Below are 19,608 nucleotides of genomic sequence, written 5' to 3' on the forward strand. Positions count from 1 at the left end.
CCCCCCAGCACAATGTCAGACAGGTGTGATACCAACCTCTGTTGCCCGACCACCCCTGTGAGGCGAGCGCGTATTCTTGCTCGCGGCCTTCTGCGTGGTACACGGGGACGGTTGGGCGATATCGGAGGATTTCGGATGGGGAAGGCGCAGTCGTCCCAGGCTTCGATCTCGACGCGGACGCAGGAGTTCACCCCGCGCGAGCTTCCGCTGAAGGTCCCCGAGAACCCACCCCGTCAGGCACCGCGTCCTCCGCGGCGCCCGGCCGACCGCATCAAGGAAGCCCTGCTCCGCTGGCTCGAGGAGGAGATGTGATGCTGGAGTTCCTGCCCTTCGACGACGAGTCACCCTCCCTCATCGACGAGCTCGTGGAGGAGATCGACGCTGCAGTGGACGCGTCGTTCCTCGCGGACATGGCCGAGGCTTTCGAGCGGGTGAAGCGCGCGCGCGAGCAGGTCGCCGCCGCGATCGCCTAGTCCTTCGGCAGCCTGGCCGCGCCGGCTCCGTCCGCCGCGGCCTGGTAGTCGGCCTCCTCGGCGTCTAGGCCCGCCTCGATCGCGCCCGGAGCGGCGAAGATCCGCCCGAGCTGGATGTGCCGCGAGAAGAGGAAGAAGAGCCCGAGCCCGACCTGCTGCGCGAGCTGCACCGCCCAGATCACGTTCGCGTACGCGACCCCCCGCGTCGCCACGGCCTCGCGCGACGCGAAGAGCGACAGCCCGAGCACGATCGCCCCCTGGAACGTGCCGATCATGCCGGGGCCGGCGGGGATCATGACGCCGATGACGAGGACGCCGAGGAGCGTGCAGGCCTCGATCGCGCCGAGGTCGAAGCCGAACCCGCGCGCGAGGAGCGCCATCCCCCACGCGTTGAGTCCCCAGTAGCCCGCGGTGAGCAGGAAGAACAGCACGAGCTTGCGCCGGCTCGGCACGAGCCGCAGCCCGTGGATGAACGCGTCGAGCATCCCAGACGCCCGCGCCGCGAGGCGGGGCGAGAACGGCTGGAGGAGCGCCGCGGCGATGCGCACCGCGAGCCCGCGGTTCCGGTAGGCGACGACGAGGAACGCGAGCAACCCGAGGAACGCGAGCGACACGAAGACGCCGCCGGTCCGGAGGAGCCGCACGCCGGGCGCGCCGTCCGGAACGGCGAGGAGGGTCACGACGAGCAGGAGGCCGGTGAACACCCCGTCCACCACGCGCTCGACCACGACCGAGGAGAGCGCGGACGAGACCCGCAGGCGCGGGCGCTCGGCCACGAGGTACGGGCGGGCGAACTCGCCGAGCCGGAACGGCAGCACGACGAGCGCCATGATCCCGACCGCAGAGACCGCGTTGAGCCTCGAGAAGGGCAGCTTCGCGACGGGCTCGAGGAGGATCCCCCAGCGCACCGTCCGCGCGAGGTGGATGCAGAGGAGGGTGAGCACGTACGGCGCGAGGTAGCGGTAGTCCGCGGCGCGGATCTCCTGCGCGATCGCAGACACGTCCTTGCCGCGCAGGGTGAGCCACAGCGCCGCCCCGGAGATCGCGATCCCCACGAGCGCCTGCACGATGCGTCTCACGCGAACTCCTCCAGGGCGAGGCCGCGCCGCGAGCGCGGCGCGCGGCCGTCCGCCGGTCCCACCGGCACCGCCGCGGGTGGGCGGTGATATCACGCGGCCGGCGCCGCGGCCAGCGGACCCGGGGCGCTCCCCCTGCCCTCGTCCCTCAGGCCACCGGGTACCGCGGCGGCTCGCCGCGGGCGACGCGGGCCACGTCCTCGAGGACCCGCCGCGCCATCGCCGCGCGCGTCTCGCGCGTGCCCGAGCCGAGGTGCGGCGTGAGCACCACGTTCGGCAGGCGCAGGTACGCCTCCGGCACGCGCGGCTCGTCGGGGAAGACGTCCAGCCCCGCCGCCCCCACCCGGCCGGCGGCGAGCGCCTCGGCGAGCGCCGCGTCGTCGACCACGCCGCCGCGCGCGGTGTTCACCACGATGGCCCCGGGCTTGAGGCGCGCGATGCGCTCGCGCGAGAGGAGCCCGCGCGTCTCCGGGGAGAGCGGCACGTGCAGGGAGACGAAGTCGCTCTCCGAAAGCAGGCGGTCGAGCGGCACCCGCTCCGCCCACCCGAGGCCGGCGTCGGCCGGGCTCGCGTACAGCACGCAAAGCTCGAACCCGCGCGCGCGGCGAGCGAACGCCTGGCCGATGCGGCCAAAGCCGATGACGCCCACCGTCTTGCCGGTCACCTCCGTCCCGAGCATCCAGCTCGGGTCCGCCTCGGTCCAGCCGCCGGCGCGGACGATCCGGTCCGCCTCGACGATGCGGCGCGCGGCCGCGAGGAGCAGCGCCATGGCGTGATCGGCGGTGGCGTCGGTCACGACCTCGGGCGTGTTCGTGACGAGCACCCCGCGCCGCCGGCACGCGTCGAGATCGAGGTGGTTCACGCCGACGCCGTACGAGGCGACGTGCCGGAGCGCCGGGAGCGCCTCGACGAGCGCGGCGTCCACGCGGTCGAGGTAGGTCGGTACGAGCACCGTCGCGTCGCGCGCCTCCTCGAGGAGCCGCTCGCGAGGCGGCGGCCGGGGCGCGCCGCCGCGGATCTCGAAGACCTCGCGGAGCGGCACGAGATCCGCGCCCGGGAGGGCGCGGACGAGGTAGAGCACCGGCTTCACGCGTCGTCCCCATCGGGCTCGGACGGTGGCGCCGGCACCTCGACGCCGTCCCCCGCGCGCGGCCCGGGGACGCGGTACTCCTCCCCGAGCCACTTGCCGAGATCGAGCAGGCGGCAGCGATCCGAGCAGAACGGGAACGCGCGGTTCTCGGTGCGGGGCGGGACGGGCTTTCCACAGATCGGGCAGGCGCGCGGCACGCCCGAGATCTACCGCGACCGCCCGGGCGCGTGCATCTGGATCCTCGCCCGCCCGGTCGCCCGCCGTCACGAGCCCGGACAGCTCGCCGGGAGGAGCGGACGGATCGCCTCCTCGAGCTCCGCGCCGCGCATGCCGCCCTCGAAGACGTGCCGCACCTTGCCCTCGGCGTCGAGCACGTAGGTGCGCGGATAGCCGCGCACGCTCCACGGCTCCAGCGCCTGGGCGCGCTCGTCCACGAGGATCGGGTACGGGATCTGCGCCGCGAAGCGCGCGACGTCCTCCCGCGCGGACTCCTCCGCGACGCCGAGGATCTCGAAGCAGCGGCCGCGGTGCGCGCGCCAGACCTCGGCGAACTCCGGGATCTCCTCCCGGCACGGGCCGCACCAGGTGGCCCAGAAGTTCACGGCGACGACCTTCCCGCGCAGCGCGGTGAGATCGACCGGCCGCCCCTGCAGGTCGGGCAGGACGAGCGGCGGCGACGGCTCGCCGGAGCCGCCGGATCGCCCCGCCCCGCGGAGGAGGAGCTGCGTGACGACGAGCGCGGCGACCGCGACGATGACGAGCTTCAGCCAGTTCCGCATGGGCCTCGAAAGTATAGGCGCCCCCCGGCGCCAGACCGTAAGATCCACGCGCCTCGATGAGGATTCACGCGCTACTCCTCGGAGCGGCCCTCGCGGCCTTCCCGGCCGCGGCCCAGACGGCGCCGAACGCCGAGGAGCCCCCCGCGGCGGGCGTGCTGACGCGCGCGCCCGAGCTCATCGCGTTCGTCCCCGCCGAGTACCCCCCTGACGCCGAGGCGGCCGGCATCGAGGGCTCGGTCGAGCTCTCCATCGTCATCGACGAGCACGGCGAGGTGCAGCAGGCGGTGGTGGTGGACCCCGGGCCGCACCCGGGCTTCGCCGCCGCGGCGCTGCACGCGGTGCAGCAGTTCCGGTTCCGGCCCGCCGAGATCGACGGCAAGCCCGCGCCGGTGGAGATCGCCTACCGCTACGACTTCGTCCTGCGACGCGCGCCTCCGCCCCCGCCGGTCGAGGCGCCGGTGATGCTCACGGGGCGCGTCATCGAGCGCGGGACCCGGACGCCGGTGGCGGGCGCCTCCGTCGACGTGGGCGGCGTCGCGACCGAGACGGACGCTGACGGCCGCTTCGCGGTGCGCGGGGTCGCGCCCGGGCCGGCGCAGGTTCGCATCGTCTCGGCGGAGCACGAGACCTTCACGGTCACGGAGACGATCGAGGCCGGTAAGCAGCTGGAGGTCGAGTACCGGCTCTCGCGCCGGAGCTACGATCCGTACGAGGCGGTGGTGCGAGGCGAGCGGCCGCGGCGCGAGGTGAGCGTCCACACGCTCGAGGTCGAGGAGATCCGGACCATCGCCGGGACGCAGGGCGACACGCTGAAGGTCATCCAGAACCTGCCGGGCGTGGCGCGCAGCCCGTTCGGCATCGGGCTGCTCGTGGTGCGCGGCTCGGAGCCCGCCGAGACCAACGTCTACCTCGACGGCATCCCGGTCCCCCTGCTCTTCCACTTCGGCGGCATCACCTCGGTCGTCTCCTCCGACGTGATCGAGTCGCTCGAGTTCCTCCCCGGCAACTTCGCGACCCGCTACGGCCGCGCGCTGGGCGGCACCGTGGATCTGCGCACGCGCGAGGGGCGCGACGCCTTCCACGGGGCGGCGCAGCTCGACGTGTTCGACGGGCGCGTGGAGCTCGAGGGACCGCTCGCGGGCGGGACCGGGTTCCTCGCGGTGCGGCGCAGCTGGGTGGACGCCGTCCTCGCAGTGGTCCTGCCGCGCGTCGCCCCGGACACCGCCAACGAGCTCCGAGTCGCGCCGCGGTACTGGGACTACCAGGGGAAGTGGTCGCGTCCGCTGCTCGGCGGCACCCTCTCGCTCCTCGCCTACGGCTCGGACGACAAGCTCGAGTTCGTCGACCGCAGCGAGTCCTCCGGGCGGCCCACCTTCTACCTCTCGACGGTCTTCCACCGCGTCGGCGCCCGCTGGCGGCGGACGATCGGGCCGGCGCGCAACGACCTCGTCGTGGCGCTCGGGCGCGACAGCTTCGACGTGCTCCAGTCGTCCAATTTCGGGATCCTCTCCGAGATCCGCTCGCTCACCCTGCGCGACGCCCTCACCTGGCGCGCGTCGGAGCGGCTCACGCTCGAGGCCGGGGTCGACGGGATCTTCCGCTCGTTCGACTACTCCATCTACGCGCCGCCCCTGAACGCGCCGGGCTCGATCGATCAGCAGGGCCAGGAGCGGCCCGAGGCGACCGTCGGCGAGAGCGCGCGCGGCTCCTGGCTCGCGCCGGCCGGCTACGTGGAGGCCGACTGGCGCGCGACGACGCGGCTCCGGCTCGTCGCTGGGTTGCGCCTCGACGGCGACTCGCGGCTGCGGGGGCGGAAGACCTGGCTCGACCCGCGGGTCTCCGCGTTCTACGACCTCCGCGCGGGCACGCTCCTCACCGCGGCGGCCGGGCTGTTCGGCTCGGCGCCCCAGGTGCAGGACCTCACCGAGAGCTTCGGCAACCCGGAGCTCGGCGCGCAGCACGGGCTCCACCTCTCGCTCGGCGTCCGCCAGGCGCTGCCGTGGTCGGCGCGCCTCGAGCTCACCGGCTTCTACAAGCGGCTGTGGGACCTCGTCGTCCCGACGCGGGCCACCGACGCGCAGGGGAACCTCGAGCAGCTCTCGAACCGCGGCCACGGCCGGGCGTTCGGCCTCGAGGTGCTCCTCCGCCGCGAGCTCGCGCGGGGCCTGTTCGGCTGGCTCTCGTACACGTGGTCGCGCTCGGATCGCCAGGACGACCCGACGATGCCGTCGTACCCGGAGTGGCACCCGTTCCCCCTCGACCAGCGCCACATCCTCGCGCTGGTCCTCTCGTACCGGCTGCGCGGCGACTGGATCCTCGGCACGCGCGTGCGCGGGGTGAGCGGCAACCCGTACACGCCGCTCGATGGCAGCGTGTACGACGCCGACTCGGGACGCTACCAGTGCATCCCCGCCCCCGGCCGGTACTCCGGCCGCCTGCCCGGGTTCTTCCAGGCCGACGCTCGACTCGACAAGCGCTTCGTGTTCCGCTCCTGGATGATGTCCGTTTACGTGGACGTGCAGAACGTCACGAACCGCGAGAACGCCGAGTTCCGCTTTCCGAGCTACGACTGCTCGCAGACCGTGGCGATCCCCTCCGTCCCCGTCCTTCCCGCGCTCGGGCTCCGCGCCGAGTGGTGACCCCATGCCCCGCCCCGTCACGCTCGCCGCGGCCCTCGCCCTCGCCCTCTCCGCCTGCAACACCGGCTTCGCGCCGCAGTATCTCGTCGCCGACCTGCGCATCCTCGCGGTCCGCTCGCAGGTGACGGGGAGCCTCGCGGCGGATGCCCGGCTCGGCGACACCGTGCGGCTCACGGCGCTCGTCGCGAACCCGCTCGGCCGCGCGCCCCTGCGCATCCGCTGGGCGACCTGCATCCCGGACGGCACCGAGGCGCTCCCGCCCTGCCTCGACCCGGAGGCCCTGAGAGACGTCGACAGCCTCCTCGCCGCGCCGGGCGTCGTCGCGCTCGGCGAGGGGAGCTCGATCGAGGTGACGGTGCCGGAGGTCGCGGGCGCCTTCGACCGGCTCATCGCGCGCGCCGAGGCGGAGCCCGCGCTCGCGTGCCGCCTCTACCTCGAGCTCCCCGTGCTCGTCGTCGCCGACGCGGGCGGGAAGCGCGAGGTGGCCGTGAAGCGCGTCCGGCTCATACCCGGGAGCGAGATCGCCGCGACCGAGCTCGCCGGCGCGTACGTGACGAACTCGAACCCGGTGCCGCTGGCGGTCCGGCGCGTGCCGAGCGAGGACGTGCCGTGCGGCGAGGGCGTCCCGGTCCTGGTGCCGTGCTGGGACGCCACCGCCTGCGACGCAGCGGGGTGCGGGGCCGACGGCTTCTGCGCCGCGGGCTTCCCGGCGGGGCGCGGCGTGCTCTGCGCCCGCGCGGACCCGGGCGCGGCGGATCCGCCCTACTACCAGTGCGCGCCCGACGGGGCGCGCACGCCGTTCTTCGAGTCGCTCGACTGGCAGTGGTACGTGACCGCGGGACGGTTCCCCGAGTTCACCGGCGTGGGGAACGCGACGGGCGACGCGGTGGAGTTCGAGGCGCCCGCGGGGCCATTCACGATCTGGGTCATCCTGCGCGACGGCCGCGGCGGCGAGGCGTGGTTCGAGCGCCAGGTACCTGGCGGGTGACGGGACGCGGCGTCGCTGCTGCTAGGGCACCGCGCTCGCCGCGCCGCTGACGCCCGACCCGAGGAGCGTCTTCACGTCGTCGTCGGTGAAGTACAGGCCGCCGCCGAAGAAGACGTCCGTGCCGACGTTGAAGCTGCGGCCGCCCGGGTACTTGCCGGTCTCCCACTGGTTCAGGAAGTCGTCGACGCCGGTCGTGACGTAGAAGTGCTGGAAGAAGTGGTAGTTCGCCCAGATCTTCGCGCGCGGGTAGACGGAGCGGCCGGGGCGCGAGAACTGGTACATGTTCACCGACAGCTGGAGCGCGTCCTGGAGGAGGTGCAGGTCCGAGCCGACGCCGCCGGAGCCCTCGATGATGCCAGCGCGGAACGTGACGGGCCCGTAGCGCTTCGCGAGCTCCAGCGACAAGCTGAGCTTCTCCTCGTTCAGCGTGCGCGTGACGAGCGTCGTGCTCTCGACGTTCGAGCCCGGCGGTCGCGTGGTGATCGTCTCGGTCGTGACGGTGTTCACGCCGCGTGGATCGGAGACCAGCTCGATGAGGTAGTACTTGTCGGGCCGCGGCATGAGCCGCGCGCCGAAGTAGATCTTGGCGCCCGGCCGCCCCTCGGAGACGGTCTGGTTGAGCAGCCACTCGGAGCGGAGCTGGAGCTGGACCTGCAGCTTCACGAGCCGGTCGACGTAGTCGCTGAGCCCCTCGACCGCGTCGCCGACCTTGCGGCCGAGGCGCTCGTCGACGAGGAGCTTGCCCGCAGGGCTCTTCCCCTCGTTGACCTTCTCGAGCATCGAGTCGAGCTTGCCGAGGCTGCCGTTCAGCCGGTCCACGGCCTGCTTCACGCCGCCGACCTGGGCCTGGGCGATGGCGCGCTGCTCGGGGGTGAGCAACGATCCGCTCGGCGCGCCCGCGACCCCAGGCGCTCCCGCGACCCCTGGCGCCCCTGGCGCCCCCGGCACGCCCGGCTCGCCGCGGGCCCCCGGCGCGCCGCCCCGGCCAGTACCCTGCGGGTCGATGATGTCCTGGACGCTCGCGAGGACGACGTTGAGGCGCGCGGTGAGATCCTCGACGTTGCGCGCGATGTTGTGGATCCGCTCCTTGTCGCGGCCGGAGATCTCGGAGATGTCGCCCGTGAAGTCGCGGGTGTTCTGGAGGATCTGCGAGAGCGTCTGACCGTTCTCGGAGACGACCTGGTCCACCTCGCGCGTGATCCGGGCGAGGTTCTCGATGATCTCGCGCAGGCTCCCCTGGTTGCCGCTCACGGTCTTCGCGAGGTCGCCCGTGACGGCCTGGACGTCGATGGCGATCTTCGCCATCGCGTCCATGAGCTCCTGGGTCGTGGCCGCCGCGCGCGCGCAGACGATCTCGCGCTTCTCCTCGGGGAGGTTGCGGAGGAGCGGCGTCGCCTCGGTGCCCGGCGTCGCCTCGAGGGTGGCGTCGGGGAGGAGGGCCGACGGATAGGTCTTCGTGAGGCACGCGTCCGTGTGCAGCTCGATCTCGTTCTTGACCCGGATCTCCAGGCGCGCGCGGGCGCCCTCGAGCCGGATCCCGTCTACCTCGCCGATCTGGATGCCGGCGATCTGCACGCGGCTCTTCCAGGTGAGGCCGGTCGCGTCGCGGAAGTACGCGTGGACGACGTAGCTGTCCCGGTCGGAGAACCCGCCCTTGCGGAAGAAGGTGAGCGCGATGAGGAACGCGATGCCGGTGACGGCAGCGAGGATGCCCACGGCGAGCGCCCTGTTGACTACCGGCTTCAAGCGGATCGGTCCTCGGAGGCCTGCTTCTCGAACCACATCGAGAGGAACCGCTGCACGTATGGGTCCTTGCTGTCCCGCACCTCGGCGGGGGTCCCCTCGGCGGCGAGGTGCCCATCGTAGAGCACCGCGAGGCGGTCGGCCACCTTGAAGGCGCTCGCGATGTCGTGGGAGATGACCATGCTCGTGATCCCGAGCGCCCGCTTCGCGTTCAGTATCATCCCGTCCACGTAGTCGGTGGTGATGGGGTCGAGGCCGGTGGTCGGCTCGTCGTAGAGCACCACCTGCGGGTCGGAGACGAGGGCGCGGGCGAGCGCCACGCGCTTGCGCATGCCGCCGGAGAGCTCGGACGGCCAGCGCGGCAGGACCTCCTCGCCGAGATCGACGACGCGAAGCTTCTCGATCACCCGCCGGCGCACCTCGTCCGGGGCGATCCGCTCGCCGCGCCGCTTCTCGGTGAGCGGAAACGCCACGTTCTCGTACACCGTCATCGAGTCGAAGAGCGCGGCGCCCTGGAACACCATCCCGAACAGCTGGCGCGCCTCGGTGAGCGCCTTCCCGTGGAGGGAGGAGATCTCGATCCCGCCGACGTGCACCGACCCGCGATCGGGCTTGAGGAGCCCGATGACGTGCTTCATGAGGACGGTCTTACCCGAGCCCGACCCACCGAGCACGACGTACGTCTGCCCCTTGGGGATCTTGAGCGTGATCCCCTTCAGCACGTGGTTCTCGCCGAACGACTTCCAGAGCTCGCGGACCTCGATCACGGCTCAGGTCCCCACCGAGACGAAGGTGATCGCGTAGTCGGCGAGCAGGATGAAGATGGAGCTCGAGACGACGCCGCGGGTCGTCCCCTCGCCCACCCCCCGCGCGCCGCCCGTCGCCGCGTAGCCGCGCCAGGTGGTGATCACCGAGACGATGAGCCCGAACACCACCGCCTTGAGCAGGCCGTGGAGGATGTCGCTCACCTTCATGAACTCCTGGGTGTGAGCGAGGTACGGGCCGATGGGGATCCGCGCGACGTACACGCCCATCACGAACCCGCCGGCGTAGCCGAGCGCGTTGAAGAGCATGGTGAGCATCGGGAACATGAGCAGCGACGCGATCACCCGCGGCACGACCAGGTACTGGATCGGGTTCACCGCCATCGACTCCATCGCGTCGATCTGCTCGGTGACGCGCATGGTGCCGAGCTCGGTCGCGATGGCGCTGCCGGCGCGGCCGGTGACCATGAGCGCGGTGAACACCGGCGACAGCTCGCGGGCGAGCGAGAAGGCGACCGAGCCGCCGACGTAGCCCTCGGCCGCGAACTGCTTCATCGCGAAGTTCATCTGCAGCGCGAACACCATGCCGGAGAACGTGCCGGTGACGCCGACGATGAAGGCGGAGCCCACGCCGATGAAGGCCATCTGGGCGAGCACGAGCTCGGGGCGGAACGGCGGCCGGAAGACCCACGCGACCATCTCGACCGCGAACAGGAGCATCCGGCCGAAGTCCTCGAGGGCGGCCTTGAGACGATCCATCGGCGCGCACTATCGCATGCCGGCGACCGCTGCGCCGCTTTCCCGAGGCGGGTTGCGGGCCGGCGGCCCATCGCTATACTCGCGCGCCCCATGGTCAAGGTCGGTGGCGAGGTCGATGCGTTCTGCACGAAGTGCCAGCTCATGCTCGCGCACACCGTGCACGCAGTGGTGTCGAGCAGGCCGGTGAAGGTCGAGTGCAACACCTGCCACGGCGTGCACCGCTACCGCGATCCGCCCGGCAGCTCGGCCCCTCGTCCCGCCGGAGCGCGGGCGGAGCGCCCGGCGCGCGAGAAGGCGGTGGTGGTCGCGTTCGAGGACCTCCTCGCCGGCAAGGATCTCTCCGGCGCGCAGCCCTACTCCCCGAAGCGCACCTACGGCGTGAACGACGTCGTCGACCACCCCACGTTCGGCCGCGGGTTCGTCTCGGCGGTCCGCGACGCGGGCAAGATCGAGGTGACGTTCCGCTCGGACGTGAAGCTGCTCGTCCACGGACGGGGCTAGCCCCCCTCACCCCGCCCGCAGCGCCTCGATCGCCCCGGCCATGTCGTCGGGCAGCGGCGCATCGAGGACGAGCGGGGCGCCCGTCGCGGGGTGGCGGAGCTCGAGCCGCGCCGCGTGGAGCGGCGTCCTCGCGAGGAGCAGCCGTGCGTCCGGCCCGAGGAGCGGACCCTCGTCGCCGTAGTCGGGGTCCACCGCGAGCGGGTGGCCGGCGTGCATGAGGTGGACGCGGATCTGGTGCGTGCGCCCGGTCTCCGGCAGCGCCTCGACGAGCGCGAGCACGCCGCCCGCCCAGGCCCGCGGCGGGAAGACCTCGAGCCGCCGGATCACCGTCGCCGCCGCCTTGCCGCGCGCGTCGCCGGGCCGCGCGGGGCGCATCCGTCCCCGGCGCGCCGGGGCGATCGCCGCGTCGAGGCGCGCCTCCTCGGGCGGCGTCCCGCGCACGAGGGCGAGGTAGCGCTTGCGCGGCTCGCCCCGATCGAACGCGAGGTTCAGCGTCCGGTGCGCCTCGGCGGAGCGCGCGAAGACGAGCACCCCGGTCGTGCCGCGATCGAGCCGGTGCACGACCCACAGCCTCCCGTGGGCGGCCTCGAGCTCCTCTCGCAGGCTCCGCTCGTCGCCCCCGCGCCCGGGGATGACGATGCGCCCGGCCGGCTTGTCCACCGCGAGCAGCGCGGCGTCCTCGTGGAGGACCCGGAGGTCCCCTGCCCCGGCGCTCACACCATCTTCCTCGCGGGGACGACCGACACCGGCCCGAACCGCTCGAGCGCCGGCGCGATCGCCTTCGCCGGGCCGACCGCCACGACCACGCGCCGCTCGAGCGGGAAGTAGCGGCGCGCCGCGAGGCGGCACTCGTCCGCCCCGATCGCGCGGACGTGATCCCGGAACAGCCGGATGTCGTCGTCGGGGAGATCGAAGAGGGCGAGGTCCGCGAGCTTCTCGGCGAGCTGGTCGTGCGTCTCGAGGGAGAGCGGGAAGAGGCCGCAGAGATAGCTCTTCGTGCGCTCCAGCTCCTCGGCCGTGGGCCCCTCGTCGCTGAAGCGCGCCGTCTCGTCGAGCGCGACCTGCACGATCTCGCCGGTGGTCTCGACCTTCGTGAAGGTCGAGATGAAGAAGACGCCGCCCGACGCGCTCGTCGAGAACCGGCTGCGCACCCCGTAGGAGAGGCCGCGGTTCACCCGGATCGCCTCCATGAGCCGCGAGGTGAAGCCCCCGCCGAGCAGGGCGCTCGCGACGATGCCGGGGACGTAGTCCGGGCTCTTGCGCGGGAACCCCTGCGACGCGATGCGCACCTGCGACTGCGTGATGTCCGGCTTGTCCACCACCACCACCCGCGTCTCGGGCGCCGCGGGGGCGCGCACCGGCGGCTCCGCGCCCTCCGGCCCGCGCCAGGCGCCGAAGCGCTTCCGCACGAGCGCGAGCACCTCCCCGAGCTCCACCTTGCCCACGACGACGAGGATCGCCTCGGAGGGCCGGTAGTGGCGGGAGTGGAACCCGACGACGTCGCCGCGGCTCGCCTCGGTGAGGTCCCGGACGCGCCCCTCGGGCGAGTGGCCGTACGGATGATCGCCGAAGGCGGCGGAGAGCATGGCGCGGTCGGCGACCACCGACGGCTCGTCGAGGTCGTGGGCGAGCGCTGCGACCTCGCGCCGCTTCAGCCGCTTCACCTCGGCGGGCGGGAAGATCGGGTGCGTCGCCACGTCCGCGAGGATGTCCATGCAGCGCGGGAGCTCCTCGACCGGGGCCGAGAGGCCGAAGTAGGTCGCGTCCTCGTCCACGCCCGCGCCGAGCTCCGCGCCGAGCGACTCGACGGCGAGGTCGATCTCGGGGCCGGTGCGACGCCGCGTCCCACGCCGCGCGGCGAGCGCGACGAGGTGGGCGAGGCCGCTGCGGCGCGCGGGGTCGAGCGACGAGCCGCCGCGCAGCACGAGGCGCACCGCCGCGAGGGGGACCCCCGGGCGCTGGGCGACGACGACGGAGAGCCCGGTCGGCAGGGTCTCGCGGTGGATGGCCGGCAGCGCGATGGGCGTGCTCACCGCTTCACCTCGGGGTCGAGCGCGACGACGTTGCGCCGGGAAGGATCCAGGTACTCGGCGGCGACCCTTCTCACGTCGCGCGGACCGACCGCGGCGTAGTGCTCGAGGGCGTGCCCAGCCTCGCGCCAGTCGCCGAGCAGCGCCTCGGCCTGTCCGAGCGCGTGCGCGATCCCGTGGTGAGTCGCGAGCTCGTGCAGGACCGAGCTGCGGAGCAGCGCCTGCGCGCGCCGCACCTCGGCGCCCGAGACCCCCTTCGTCGCGACCCGGTCGAGCTCCTCCCAGAGGATCGCCTCGGCCCGGGCGCTCTTCACCTTCGGCGCGAGCTCCGCGAAGGCGAGGAACACCCCCGGGTCGATGCGCCAGCCCCAGCCGATCGACACCGACACGGCGACCTCCTCGTCCTGCACGAGGCGGCGGCGGAGCCGCGACGACTCGCCCACGGCGAGGCACACCTGGAGGACGTCGAGCGCGGCCGAGTCCGAGCTGCGGGCCGCCGGCCCCCTCCAGCCGGCGAGGAGCGCGGGCGCCTGGGCCGGGTAGCGGACGACCGCGCGACGCTCCCCGCGCTGGGGCGGCTCGCCCTGCGGGACCGGGGCGGGCCGCGGGCCGGCGGGGATGTCGGCGTAGTGGCGCTCGAGGAGCTCGAGCGTCGCGTCCGGGTCCATGTCGCCAACGACGTACACCGCCGCGTTGTTCGGCGCGTAGTAGGTGCGGAAGAACGCCTCGCAGTCGTCCCGCGTGATGCGCTCGATGTCGTCCATCCAGCCGATCACCGGCCAGCGGTACGGGTGGGCGAGGAAGACGAGCGACTCGAGCTGCTCCTCCATGAGCCCGAAGATCGAGTTCTCCGTGCGCAGCCGGCGCTCCTCCTTCACGACCTCGCGCTCCTGCTCGAGCGAGTCGGTCGTGAGCCGGAGCGAGCGCATCCGGTCCGACTCGAGGTCGATGACCGTCTCGAGGGCGTCGGGCGCGAAGTCCTCGTAGTACGCGGTCACGTCGTTCGACGTGTAGGCGTTCGAGTGACCGCCGCGCGACTCGAGGACGCGATCGAACTCCTTCGGCCCGTACTTGGCCGCCCCGTTGAACATCATGTGCTCGAACAGGTGGCTGATGCCGGTCGTGCCGAGCCGCTCGTTGCGCGAGCCGACCTGGAAGAACGTGTAATAGCTGAGCGTCGGCGCGCTCCGGTCATGCAGGAGCCGGACGCGGAGGCCGTTCGGGAGCGTGTGCGCCCTCACCTGCTCGAGGTCGAGGACGCCGGTGTGCGCGGGGGGGGTCGCCATGTGCGCGCGCGAACATAGCCGCCGGGCGGCGCAGCGTCCACGCGCGAGGTCGGGGAAGCGGGGCGAGACTCGGATGTTCCTGTGAGTGGAGCCCCCCGCCCGGAAGTGCGTCACCCCTCGTCTGGAGGCTGGACGCATGGTCCGTGGATCGCGGCACCGTCTCGCCCTAAAGGAGTCGGTCCTTTTCGCTAGAGCGGGTCGTTATTGTGTTTCTCGACACCTCGAGGAGAGCGCACCGAGCATGGCCAGCAAGAACAAGCCACAGCGTGACCCCCGCCGCGAGGAGCTGCGACGGCTCGGGGAGCGCGTTCGCGAGGAGCGCCGCAGCCGCGGCCTCACGCAGGAGGCGCTCGCCGAGGCGCTCGACCTGTCGGTCGCGTACGTGAGCCTCATCGAGCGGGGCGGCCGCAACCCGCCCTACACCACCGTGGTCGCGATCGCGCGGGCGCTCGGCGTCCCGGCGTCGCGCATGGTGGCGGACGAGTAGTCTCCTGCGGAGAGCCGGGTGGTGTGGCCCCGACGATGGCGTCGGCGGGGCGGGAGCGCAGTTCGCGTCTAGAGGGAGTCCAGCGGGCGCCCGCAGCTGGCGCAGCGCCCCGCGCGCCGCCGCAGCGGGAGGCCGCAGCCGGGGCAGCGCTTCACCTCGCGAGGCCGCTTCACGCGCGCGGCGCGTCCGTCGCCGGGAGGAGCGCGGCCGGCCTCGAGCCGGGCGATGCGATCCTCGAGCTGCTCGATACGGGCGGCGAGCTCGGTGAGGGTGAGGCGCCTCGGCACGTTGGCGCGAGCGTGCCACGCACGCCACCCCGGTCAACTTTCCCGGCGGGCCTCACGCCCGCCGGCTCGCCGGCCCGCGCGATCATTTGAGCCCGCGGACGGGGCGGGTTATCACGGCCACCGACATGCCAACCGCCAGAGGGGGCGCCCCGGCGGGCGCCGGCGCGCACGCCGCGCCCGTCACGCCGGCCGCGGGGCGCGCGTACGAGGCGCCCGAGATCCTGTCGCTGCTCGCCGCGCCGCACGTCGGCCACCGCGAGGTGCCGCGCGCCCGCCAGATCTTCGTCAACCGGAACCTCCGAATGGACAAGATCGAGCTCGTCGGCTTCGACATGGACTACACGCTCGCGATGTACCACCTGCAGCAGCTCGAGGAGCTCGCGTTCGGGATGACGCTCGCGCGCATGATCTCGGCGCTCGGGTACCCGCAGCAGCTCGGCGCGCTCCACTACGACCCCGCCTTCGTCATCCGCGGGCTCGTGATGGACAAGCTGCACGGCAACATCTTCAAGATGGACCGCCACAACCACGTGGGCCGCTGCTACCACGGGCGCCGCCCGCTGCCGCACGAGGAGCTCCGCCGCCTCTACCGCGACGAGAAGGTCCACCTCTCCTCCCCGCGCTTCGCCTGGATCGACACGCTCTTCGCGCTGCCGGAGGCGAGCCTGTTCGCCGGGATCATCGAGCTCCTCGAGGGCGAGGGGCAGACCATCGACTACGAGAAGCTCTGGGCGGACATCCGCGAGTCCATCGACACGGTGCACCGCGACGGCACGCTCAAGGCGGAGGTGAAGAAGGACCTCCCGCGCTACCTCGTGAAGGACCCGGAGCTCGGGCCCGCGCTCCACAAGCTCCGCTCCGGCGGGAAGAAGCTCTTCGTCCTCACGAACTCGCTCTGGGACTACACCGACGCGGTGATGTCCTACGTCCTCGACGGCGTCCTCCCCGAGTACCCGAGCTGGCGGAACTACTTCGACGCGGTGGTGACCGGCGCGGCGAAGCCGGCGTTCTTCTCCGAGCGGCGACCGCTCTACGCGCTCGCGCCGGACGGCGCGCGCGCGGGCGAGGCGACCTCCATCGAGCGCGGCCGCTGGTACGAGGGCGGCGATCTCCCCACGCTCGAGCGGCTCATCGGCATCGGCGGCGACCGGGTCCTCTACGTCGGCGACCACATCTACGGCGACATCCTGCGCTCGAAGAAGAGCTCGCTGTGGCGCACCTGCATGGTCGTCGAGGAGCTCGAGCCCGAGCTCGCCTGGCTCGAGAAGAACCAGGACGCGCTCGCCGAGATGGCGCGGCTCGAGGCGCTGCGCGTCCGGATCGAGGACGAGATCTCGGTGCACCGCTCGGCCCTGAACGCGCTCGACCGGCGCCTCGACCGCGTGGGCGACCCGGCCGAGCGCGAGCGGCTCGAGGCCACGCGGCGGCGCGACAAGGCCGAGCTCGAGGTGCTCCGCCGCGCCCGCCGGGACGCGGACGAGCGAGTGCACGAGCTCGAGCGCGCCCTCGAGGAGGGCTTCAACCCGTACTGGGGGCTCACGTTCAAGGAAGGACACGAGAACTCGCGCTTCGCCGAGCAGGTCGAGAACTACGCGTGCGTGTACACGAGCCGCGCGTCGAACTTCGTCTTCTACTCGCCGATGCAGTACTTCCGCTCGCCGCGCGCCGCGATGCCGCACGAGCTCGCCGCCGCGACCCGTATGTCGCCCTGGGGCGACGAGCACGGCGCGCCCCTCGCCGGCGACCGCCCGTCGCGGGTGTCGAAGGCGTCGAAGTAGGCGGCCCGCGTGCGGCGGAGGGCCGCCGTGTCCGCGGCGCCTCCGCCACCGCGGCGGCTGCGCCGCTTGACGGTGCCGGGCGCTGCGCATACACCCTTGCGCGGCAGAGCGTCCTAGGCTGGTGCCGGGCCCGGTCTTCAAAACCGGTGGATGGTGCTGAGAGGCGCTGTTGGGGGGTTCGATTCCCCTGCTCTGCCGTTTCGTGTCTTTTCGTTCAAGTCCTCGTTGTTCAACGGGATTTCCGACGAATTCGGCCCAGACACTGAGTACGCTGTGACGGTAACTGTGACGGTCCGAAATCAGGCCCACTCGGCAGCCAACCCACTGAATTTGCTGCTCTCCCAACGCATACAGCTGGGGAGTTTCGTTCAAACGTAATTCGTCTTCCGAACTTCACTCGCAAAACCTGAACCGTCGGTCCCCAGTCAGAGCGCCAGGGTATACGCGCCAGTCACGGACTGTGAAGAGAGGGCACGCGACCGCGCACGTGCGGCGGTCGATCCCTCGGAAAGACCGCGGAGGGATCCCGTGACCGACGGGACTGCTGGACAGGCTGCACCCTGGCGTCGGCGCGTGAACTTGGCGCGCGCCGCGGCTTCTCGCGCGCTCGCCCGGGCTACTGCTCGGGGATGGTTAGCTTGGTATCGCCTTCAAGCGCGAATATCTGTCGTGAAGCAGCGCGACGCTGCGAAGGCAACCTCGTTGATCCTTCTCGCGGCGGTCGCGCTCAGCGTCCTGGTGTTGCAGAGATTTCGGGTCCACCTGGATGCTTACTTCGCTGCCGACCAGCGTTTCGCGGTTCTGCAAAACGTCCTGGTTGCTGTCGGGAGTGCGCTCATCGGCGCCGCCGCCATCGCGTTCGCGCTGATCGTGTTCGCGGTTCAAGTGAACATCGAGCGCATGCCGCACGCCATGTTCCGGCGATTAAGTTCCGATCGCGGGCTACTGGGTTCATTTCTCGGCGCGTTCAGCCTCGCGATTGGGATCGCCTCGGCAGCCCTTCTTTTCGACAGGCGGTGGCTGACGGTCATGACACTTGGAGCAGGCTGGGCGACGCTTCTCATCCCGGCCCTCCTGCTTTACGCCTACAACCGGGCGCTCCGCCTCGTCGCGCCAACACACCACCTCCAATTCGTTGTTGCGGATGCCACTCGGAGTCTGAGTGATTGGGCCCGCCGTGCATCTCGAGCGGCGCCTCTCTTCGAGACTCCTGAAGCCGAGCGGCCCCCGCTGCGGATGAAGCACGATCACGCGGCGACCACATTCTTCCGACTGAACGCACACTGGACGGCTCGCGCCCTCGACGATTTGCGGTATGCAGTCTCGTTCGCCCGCCGGTACGTTGAGCGTCGGGACCATTCAGCTGCACGAGACGCGCTGACAGCGGCTGTCGCGATCAACGCGGCTTATATCCGAGCCAAGGGTAAGACCTTCTACCCAGTCGTCCCATTCTTCGATCATCCGCTCGCCGTAGATGGATTCATCAACGAAACGCTGGAGCAACTTCGTCAGGAGATCAGCGCAGCGACTGCACGACAGGATGAGCCTGCGGTCGAGATCATGATGCGGTGCATGTCGGACTTGGCTCGGCTCTACACGAACATCGACTACGGCACCGAAGGGGCATCCAGGTACCATTCCGTTCTCGCTGCTGGATACCTGAGCGGCGCCCTCGAAACCACCATCCAGCGTGAGTTCACAGACGTCGCGATGGAGGGTGTGCGCCTGCTCGGCGCGACCGGGCAGGCATTGCTGAGTCGCGGGAACTCCGCCGACGCCGACCACATCATCAGCAAGATCGCCTCAACAGCCGGCGCCAGTTTCGGGAGAGAGAGCACACGCCCGGTCGTTCGAACGTGCGTGGAGGAACTGTCGAAGCTCGCCGTGACAGTCCTCGTGAGTCGATCGCCCGACCCGAGACACATCGCGGCCGCGGTCACGCAGGCCGTGTATCGCGTCGCGCTCATCGTCTTGACGCTGCCTGCTCATCCGCTCAGCGACCCGCACGGACAACACCTAGATCCGTACTTCTCCGCATCAAGTGCGACTGCGCTGCCGAAACAACTAACGGATCTCGGCAACCAGCTCATCGAAGCTAAGCCAGATAACATTTCGGCGCGCGACGTCATCCAGAACGTCCTGGTATGGGCGGAAGGCCTGGAGGACGCGCACCGCGACTTGCTTATTGCGGCGGTGAAGTCACGAAGCATCTTCGCCCTCTCCCTCGTTCAGTCGTCGAACCAGATCGCGCGAGTGCTTTTCGCCCTGACGAGAGCGCCAGCAGCCAGAACTGAAGCGAAGTCGGCGTTGGAGCAGGCAGCTCTCGGACTCATCGCAGGGTGGTCGTGGGTCCCGGCTGACCGAGAGACGGTCGGGTTTGTGGAGTCGTTCAGGGTCGCGGATCACCTCTTCGAGGTCGCGATGGAGGCCCACCTCCGGGGCTGTTCGGACGCGGCACTTCGCGCTCTCGACGTTCTCCTCGGCTGGGGCTTCCAGGCCAGCCAACATAATATCGGCCTCGGCAGCTTCGAGAGCTCACTCATGGCCACCGTTGCCTTCACTCTAGCGACGAATGGCGACATGAAGCGGCAGTTGGCCAATATCGTCGTGCGGCTTGGGAAGGCGGACGCCCCCGCGCAAGACATGAGGAGGCGCGCAGCGCGCGAGATCAGCGAGCGCGCCGCGTCCGCTCGCCGGAGAGGGTATTCACTCTCGGCGATTGACCAAGTCCTCATGGAACTCGATCCCGCTGCGGTGCATGCGGCGGTAGACGCGTTGGCCAAAGTGCTGACGGGGGCAGCGCCGTGACGTGCCGGCTCAAATCTCGTTCGTGGCGAGTTCGCACCCAGAGCCCGGCTGGCGAGAAGTAACCACCCGAGGAACGACGTGTTGACGGCCCCGGTGTTGGCGGCGTGGCGTGACGCCGAC

At 71.4% G+C, this 19,608-nt stretch carries 19 protein-coding genes and 1 tRNA gene; 9 read left to right on the plus strand and 11 right to left on the minus strand.

Going from position 1 to position 19,608, the window contains the following annotated elements; all coding sequences use genetic code 11:
- Positions 1–135: 135 nt before the first annotated feature.
- The gene (locus MNY62_RS14700; RefSeq protein ID WP_242344931.1) at positions 136–312 is read left to right on the plus strand and encodes a hypothetical protein; all 177 of its coding nucleotides are present in this window, start codon (positions 136–138) and stop codon (positions 310–312) included.
- The gene (locus MNY62_RS14705; protein WP_242344932.1) at positions 312–473 is read left to right on the plus strand and encodes a hypothetical protein; all 162 of its coding nucleotides are present in this window, start codon (positions 312–314) and stop codon (positions 471–473) included. Before MNY62_RS14700 ends, MNY62_RS14705 begins: the two co-directional genes overlap by 1 nt.
- Here MNY62_RS14705 and MNY62_RS14710 read toward each other — a convergent pair.
- The 4 genes from MNY62_RS14710 to MNY62_RS14725 form a co-directional block, all read right to left on the minus strand.
- The gene (locus tag MNY62_RS14710) at positions 470–1,552 is read right to left on the minus strand and encodes a lysylphosphatidylglycerol synthase transmembrane domain-containing protein (RefSeq protein WP_242344933.1); all 1,083 of its coding nucleotides are present in this window, start codon (positions 1,550–1,552) and stop codon (positions 470–472) included. The two genes, MNY62_RS14705 and MNY62_RS14710, sit on opposite strands and share 4 nt — an antisense overlap.
- A 145-nt stretch (positions 1,553–1,697) precedes the next feature.
- Entirely contained in the window at positions 1,698–2,639 is a 942-nt protein-coding gene (locus tag MNY62_RS14715) for a 2-hydroxyacid dehydrogenase (protein ID WP_242344934.1), read from the minus strand.
- On the minus strand, positions 2,636–2,836 hold the full coding sequence (locus MNY62_RS14720; protein ID WP_408629087.1) for a DNA gyrase inhibitor YacG: 201 nt from the start codon (positions 2,834–2,836) through the stop codon (positions 2,636–2,638). The genes MNY62_RS14715 and MNY62_RS14720 overlap by 4 nt, the downstream gene beginning before the upstream one ends.
- 66 nt (positions 2,837–2,902) lie before the next feature.
- Positions 2,903–3,418 carry a TlpA family protein disulfide reductase gene (locus MNY62_RS14725; RefSeq protein WP_242344935.1) on the minus strand — a complete coding sequence of 172 codons (516 nt, stop codon included), beginning with the start codon at positions 3,416–3,418 and terminating at the stop codon, positions 2,903–2,905.
- 56 nt (positions 3,419–3,474) lie between these two features.
- Here MNY62_RS14725 and MNY62_RS14730 point away from each other — a divergent pair, with 56 nt between their 5' ends.
- A complete protein-coding gene (locus tag MNY62_RS14730) occupies positions 3,475–6,057 on the plus strand; it encodes a TonB-dependent receptor domain-containing protein (protein WP_242344936.1) in 2,583 nt (860 codons plus the stop codon).
- A 4-nt stretch (positions 6,058–6,061) separates the two neighbouring features.
- Positions 6,062–7,045 carry a hypothetical protein gene (locus MNY62_RS14735; protein ID WP_242344937.1) on the plus strand — a complete coding sequence of 328 codons (984 nt, stop codon included), beginning with the start codon at positions 6,062–6,064 and terminating at the stop codon, positions 7,043–7,045.
- A 21-nt stretch (positions 7,046–7,066) separates the two neighbouring features.
- Here the strand turns inward: MNY62_RS14735 and MNY62_RS14740 are convergent, their stop codons facing one another.
- The 3 genes from MNY62_RS14740 to MNY62_RS14750 are packed head-to-tail and all read right to left on the minus strand — an operon-like array spanning position 7,067 to position 10,311.
- Entirely contained in the window at positions 7,067–8,791 is a 1,725-nt protein-coding gene (locus MNY62_RS14740) for an MlaD family protein (protein ID WP_242344938.1), read from the minus strand.
- Positions 8,788–9,555, minus strand: coding sequence for an ABC transporter ATP-binding protein (locus MNY62_RS14745; protein ID WP_242344939.1), 768 nt, complete (start codon positions 9,553–9,555; stop codon positions 8,788–8,790). The genes MNY62_RS14740 and MNY62_RS14745 overlap by 4 nt, the downstream gene beginning before the upstream one ends.
- Positions 9,556–9,558: 3 nt before the next feature.
- A complete protein-coding gene (locus tag MNY62_RS14750) occupies positions 9,559–10,311 on the minus strand; it encodes an MlaE family ABC transporter permease (protein WP_242344940.1) in 753 nt (250 codons plus the stop codon).
- A gap of 90 nt (positions 10,312–10,401) precedes the next feature.
- Here MNY62_RS14750 and MNY62_RS14755 point away from each other — a divergent pair, with 90 nt between their 5' ends.
- Positions 10,402–10,812, plus strand: coding sequence for a hypothetical protein (locus MNY62_RS14755; protein ID WP_242344941.1), 411 nt, complete (start codon positions 10,402–10,404; stop codon positions 10,810–10,812).
- Between the two features lie 6 nt (positions 10,813–10,818).
- Here MNY62_RS14755 and MNY62_RS14760 read toward each other — a convergent pair whose 3' ends face one another.
- The 3 genes from MNY62_RS14760 to MNY62_RS14770 are packed head-to-tail and all read right to left on the minus strand — an operon-like array spanning position 10,819 to position 14,128.
- Positions 10,819–11,529 (minus strand): RluA family pseudouridine synthase, encoded by a 711-nt coding sequence (locus MNY62_RS14760; protein WP_242344942.1) that lies wholly within the window; start codon positions 11,527–11,529, stop codon positions 10,819–10,821.
- Entirely contained in the window at positions 11,526–12,845 is a 1,320-nt protein-coding gene (locus MNY62_RS14765) for a M16 family metallopeptidase (protein ID WP_242344943.1), read from the minus strand. Before MNY62_RS14765 ends, MNY62_RS14760 begins: the two co-directional genes overlap by 4 nt.
- Positions 12,842–14,128: a M16 family metallopeptidase gene (locus tag MNY62_RS14770; protein ID WP_242344944.1), complete on the minus strand. Its 1,287-nt coding sequence runs from the start codon at positions 14,126–14,128 to the stop codon at positions 12,842–12,844. The genes MNY62_RS14765 and MNY62_RS14770 overlap by 4 nt, the downstream gene beginning before the upstream one ends.
- 241 nt (positions 14,129–14,369) lie before the next feature.
- Between MNY62_RS14770 and MNY62_RS14775 the strand changes: the two genes are divergently transcribed.
- On the plus strand, positions 14,370–14,615 hold the full coding sequence (locus MNY62_RS14775) for a helix-turn-helix domain-containing protein (protein WP_242338167.1): 246 nt from the start codon (positions 14,370–14,372) through the stop codon (positions 14,613–14,615).
- Between the two features lie 68 nt (positions 14,616–14,683).
- Here MNY62_RS14775 and MNY62_RS14780 read toward each other — a convergent pair whose 3' ends face one another.
- Positions 14,684–14,902: a hypothetical protein gene (locus MNY62_RS14780; RefSeq protein ID WP_242344945.1), complete on the minus strand. Its 219-nt coding sequence runs from the start codon at positions 14,900–14,902 to the stop codon at positions 14,684–14,686.
- Between the two features lie 125 nt (positions 14,903–15,027).
- On the opposite strand from MNY62_RS14780, the gene MNY62_RS14785 reads away from it, so the two are divergent.
- From MNY62_RS14785 to MNY62_RS14795, 3 genes are all read left to right on the plus strand, one after another.
- On the plus strand, positions 15,028–16,680 hold the full coding sequence (locus tag MNY62_RS14785; RefSeq protein ID WP_242344946.1) for an HAD-IG family 5'-nucleotidase: 1,653 nt from the start codon (positions 15,028–15,030) through the stop codon (positions 16,678–16,680).
- Between the two features lie 102 nt (positions 16,681–16,782).
- A tRNA-Sec gene (locus tag MNY62_RS14790) sits at positions 16,783–16,878 on the plus strand.
- 471 nt (positions 16,879–17,349) lie between these two features.
- Entirely contained in the window at positions 17,350–19,488 is a 2,139-nt protein-coding gene (locus MNY62_RS14795) for a hypothetical protein (protein ID WP_242344947.1), read from the plus strand.
- Positions 19,489–19,608: the final 120 nt, after the last annotated feature.

Source organism: Anaeromyxobacter terrae (assembly GCF_022690685.1).
Lineage (GTDB): Bacteria > Myxococcota > Myxococcia > Myxococcales > Anaeromyxobacteraceae > Anaeromyxobacter > Anaeromyxobacter terrae.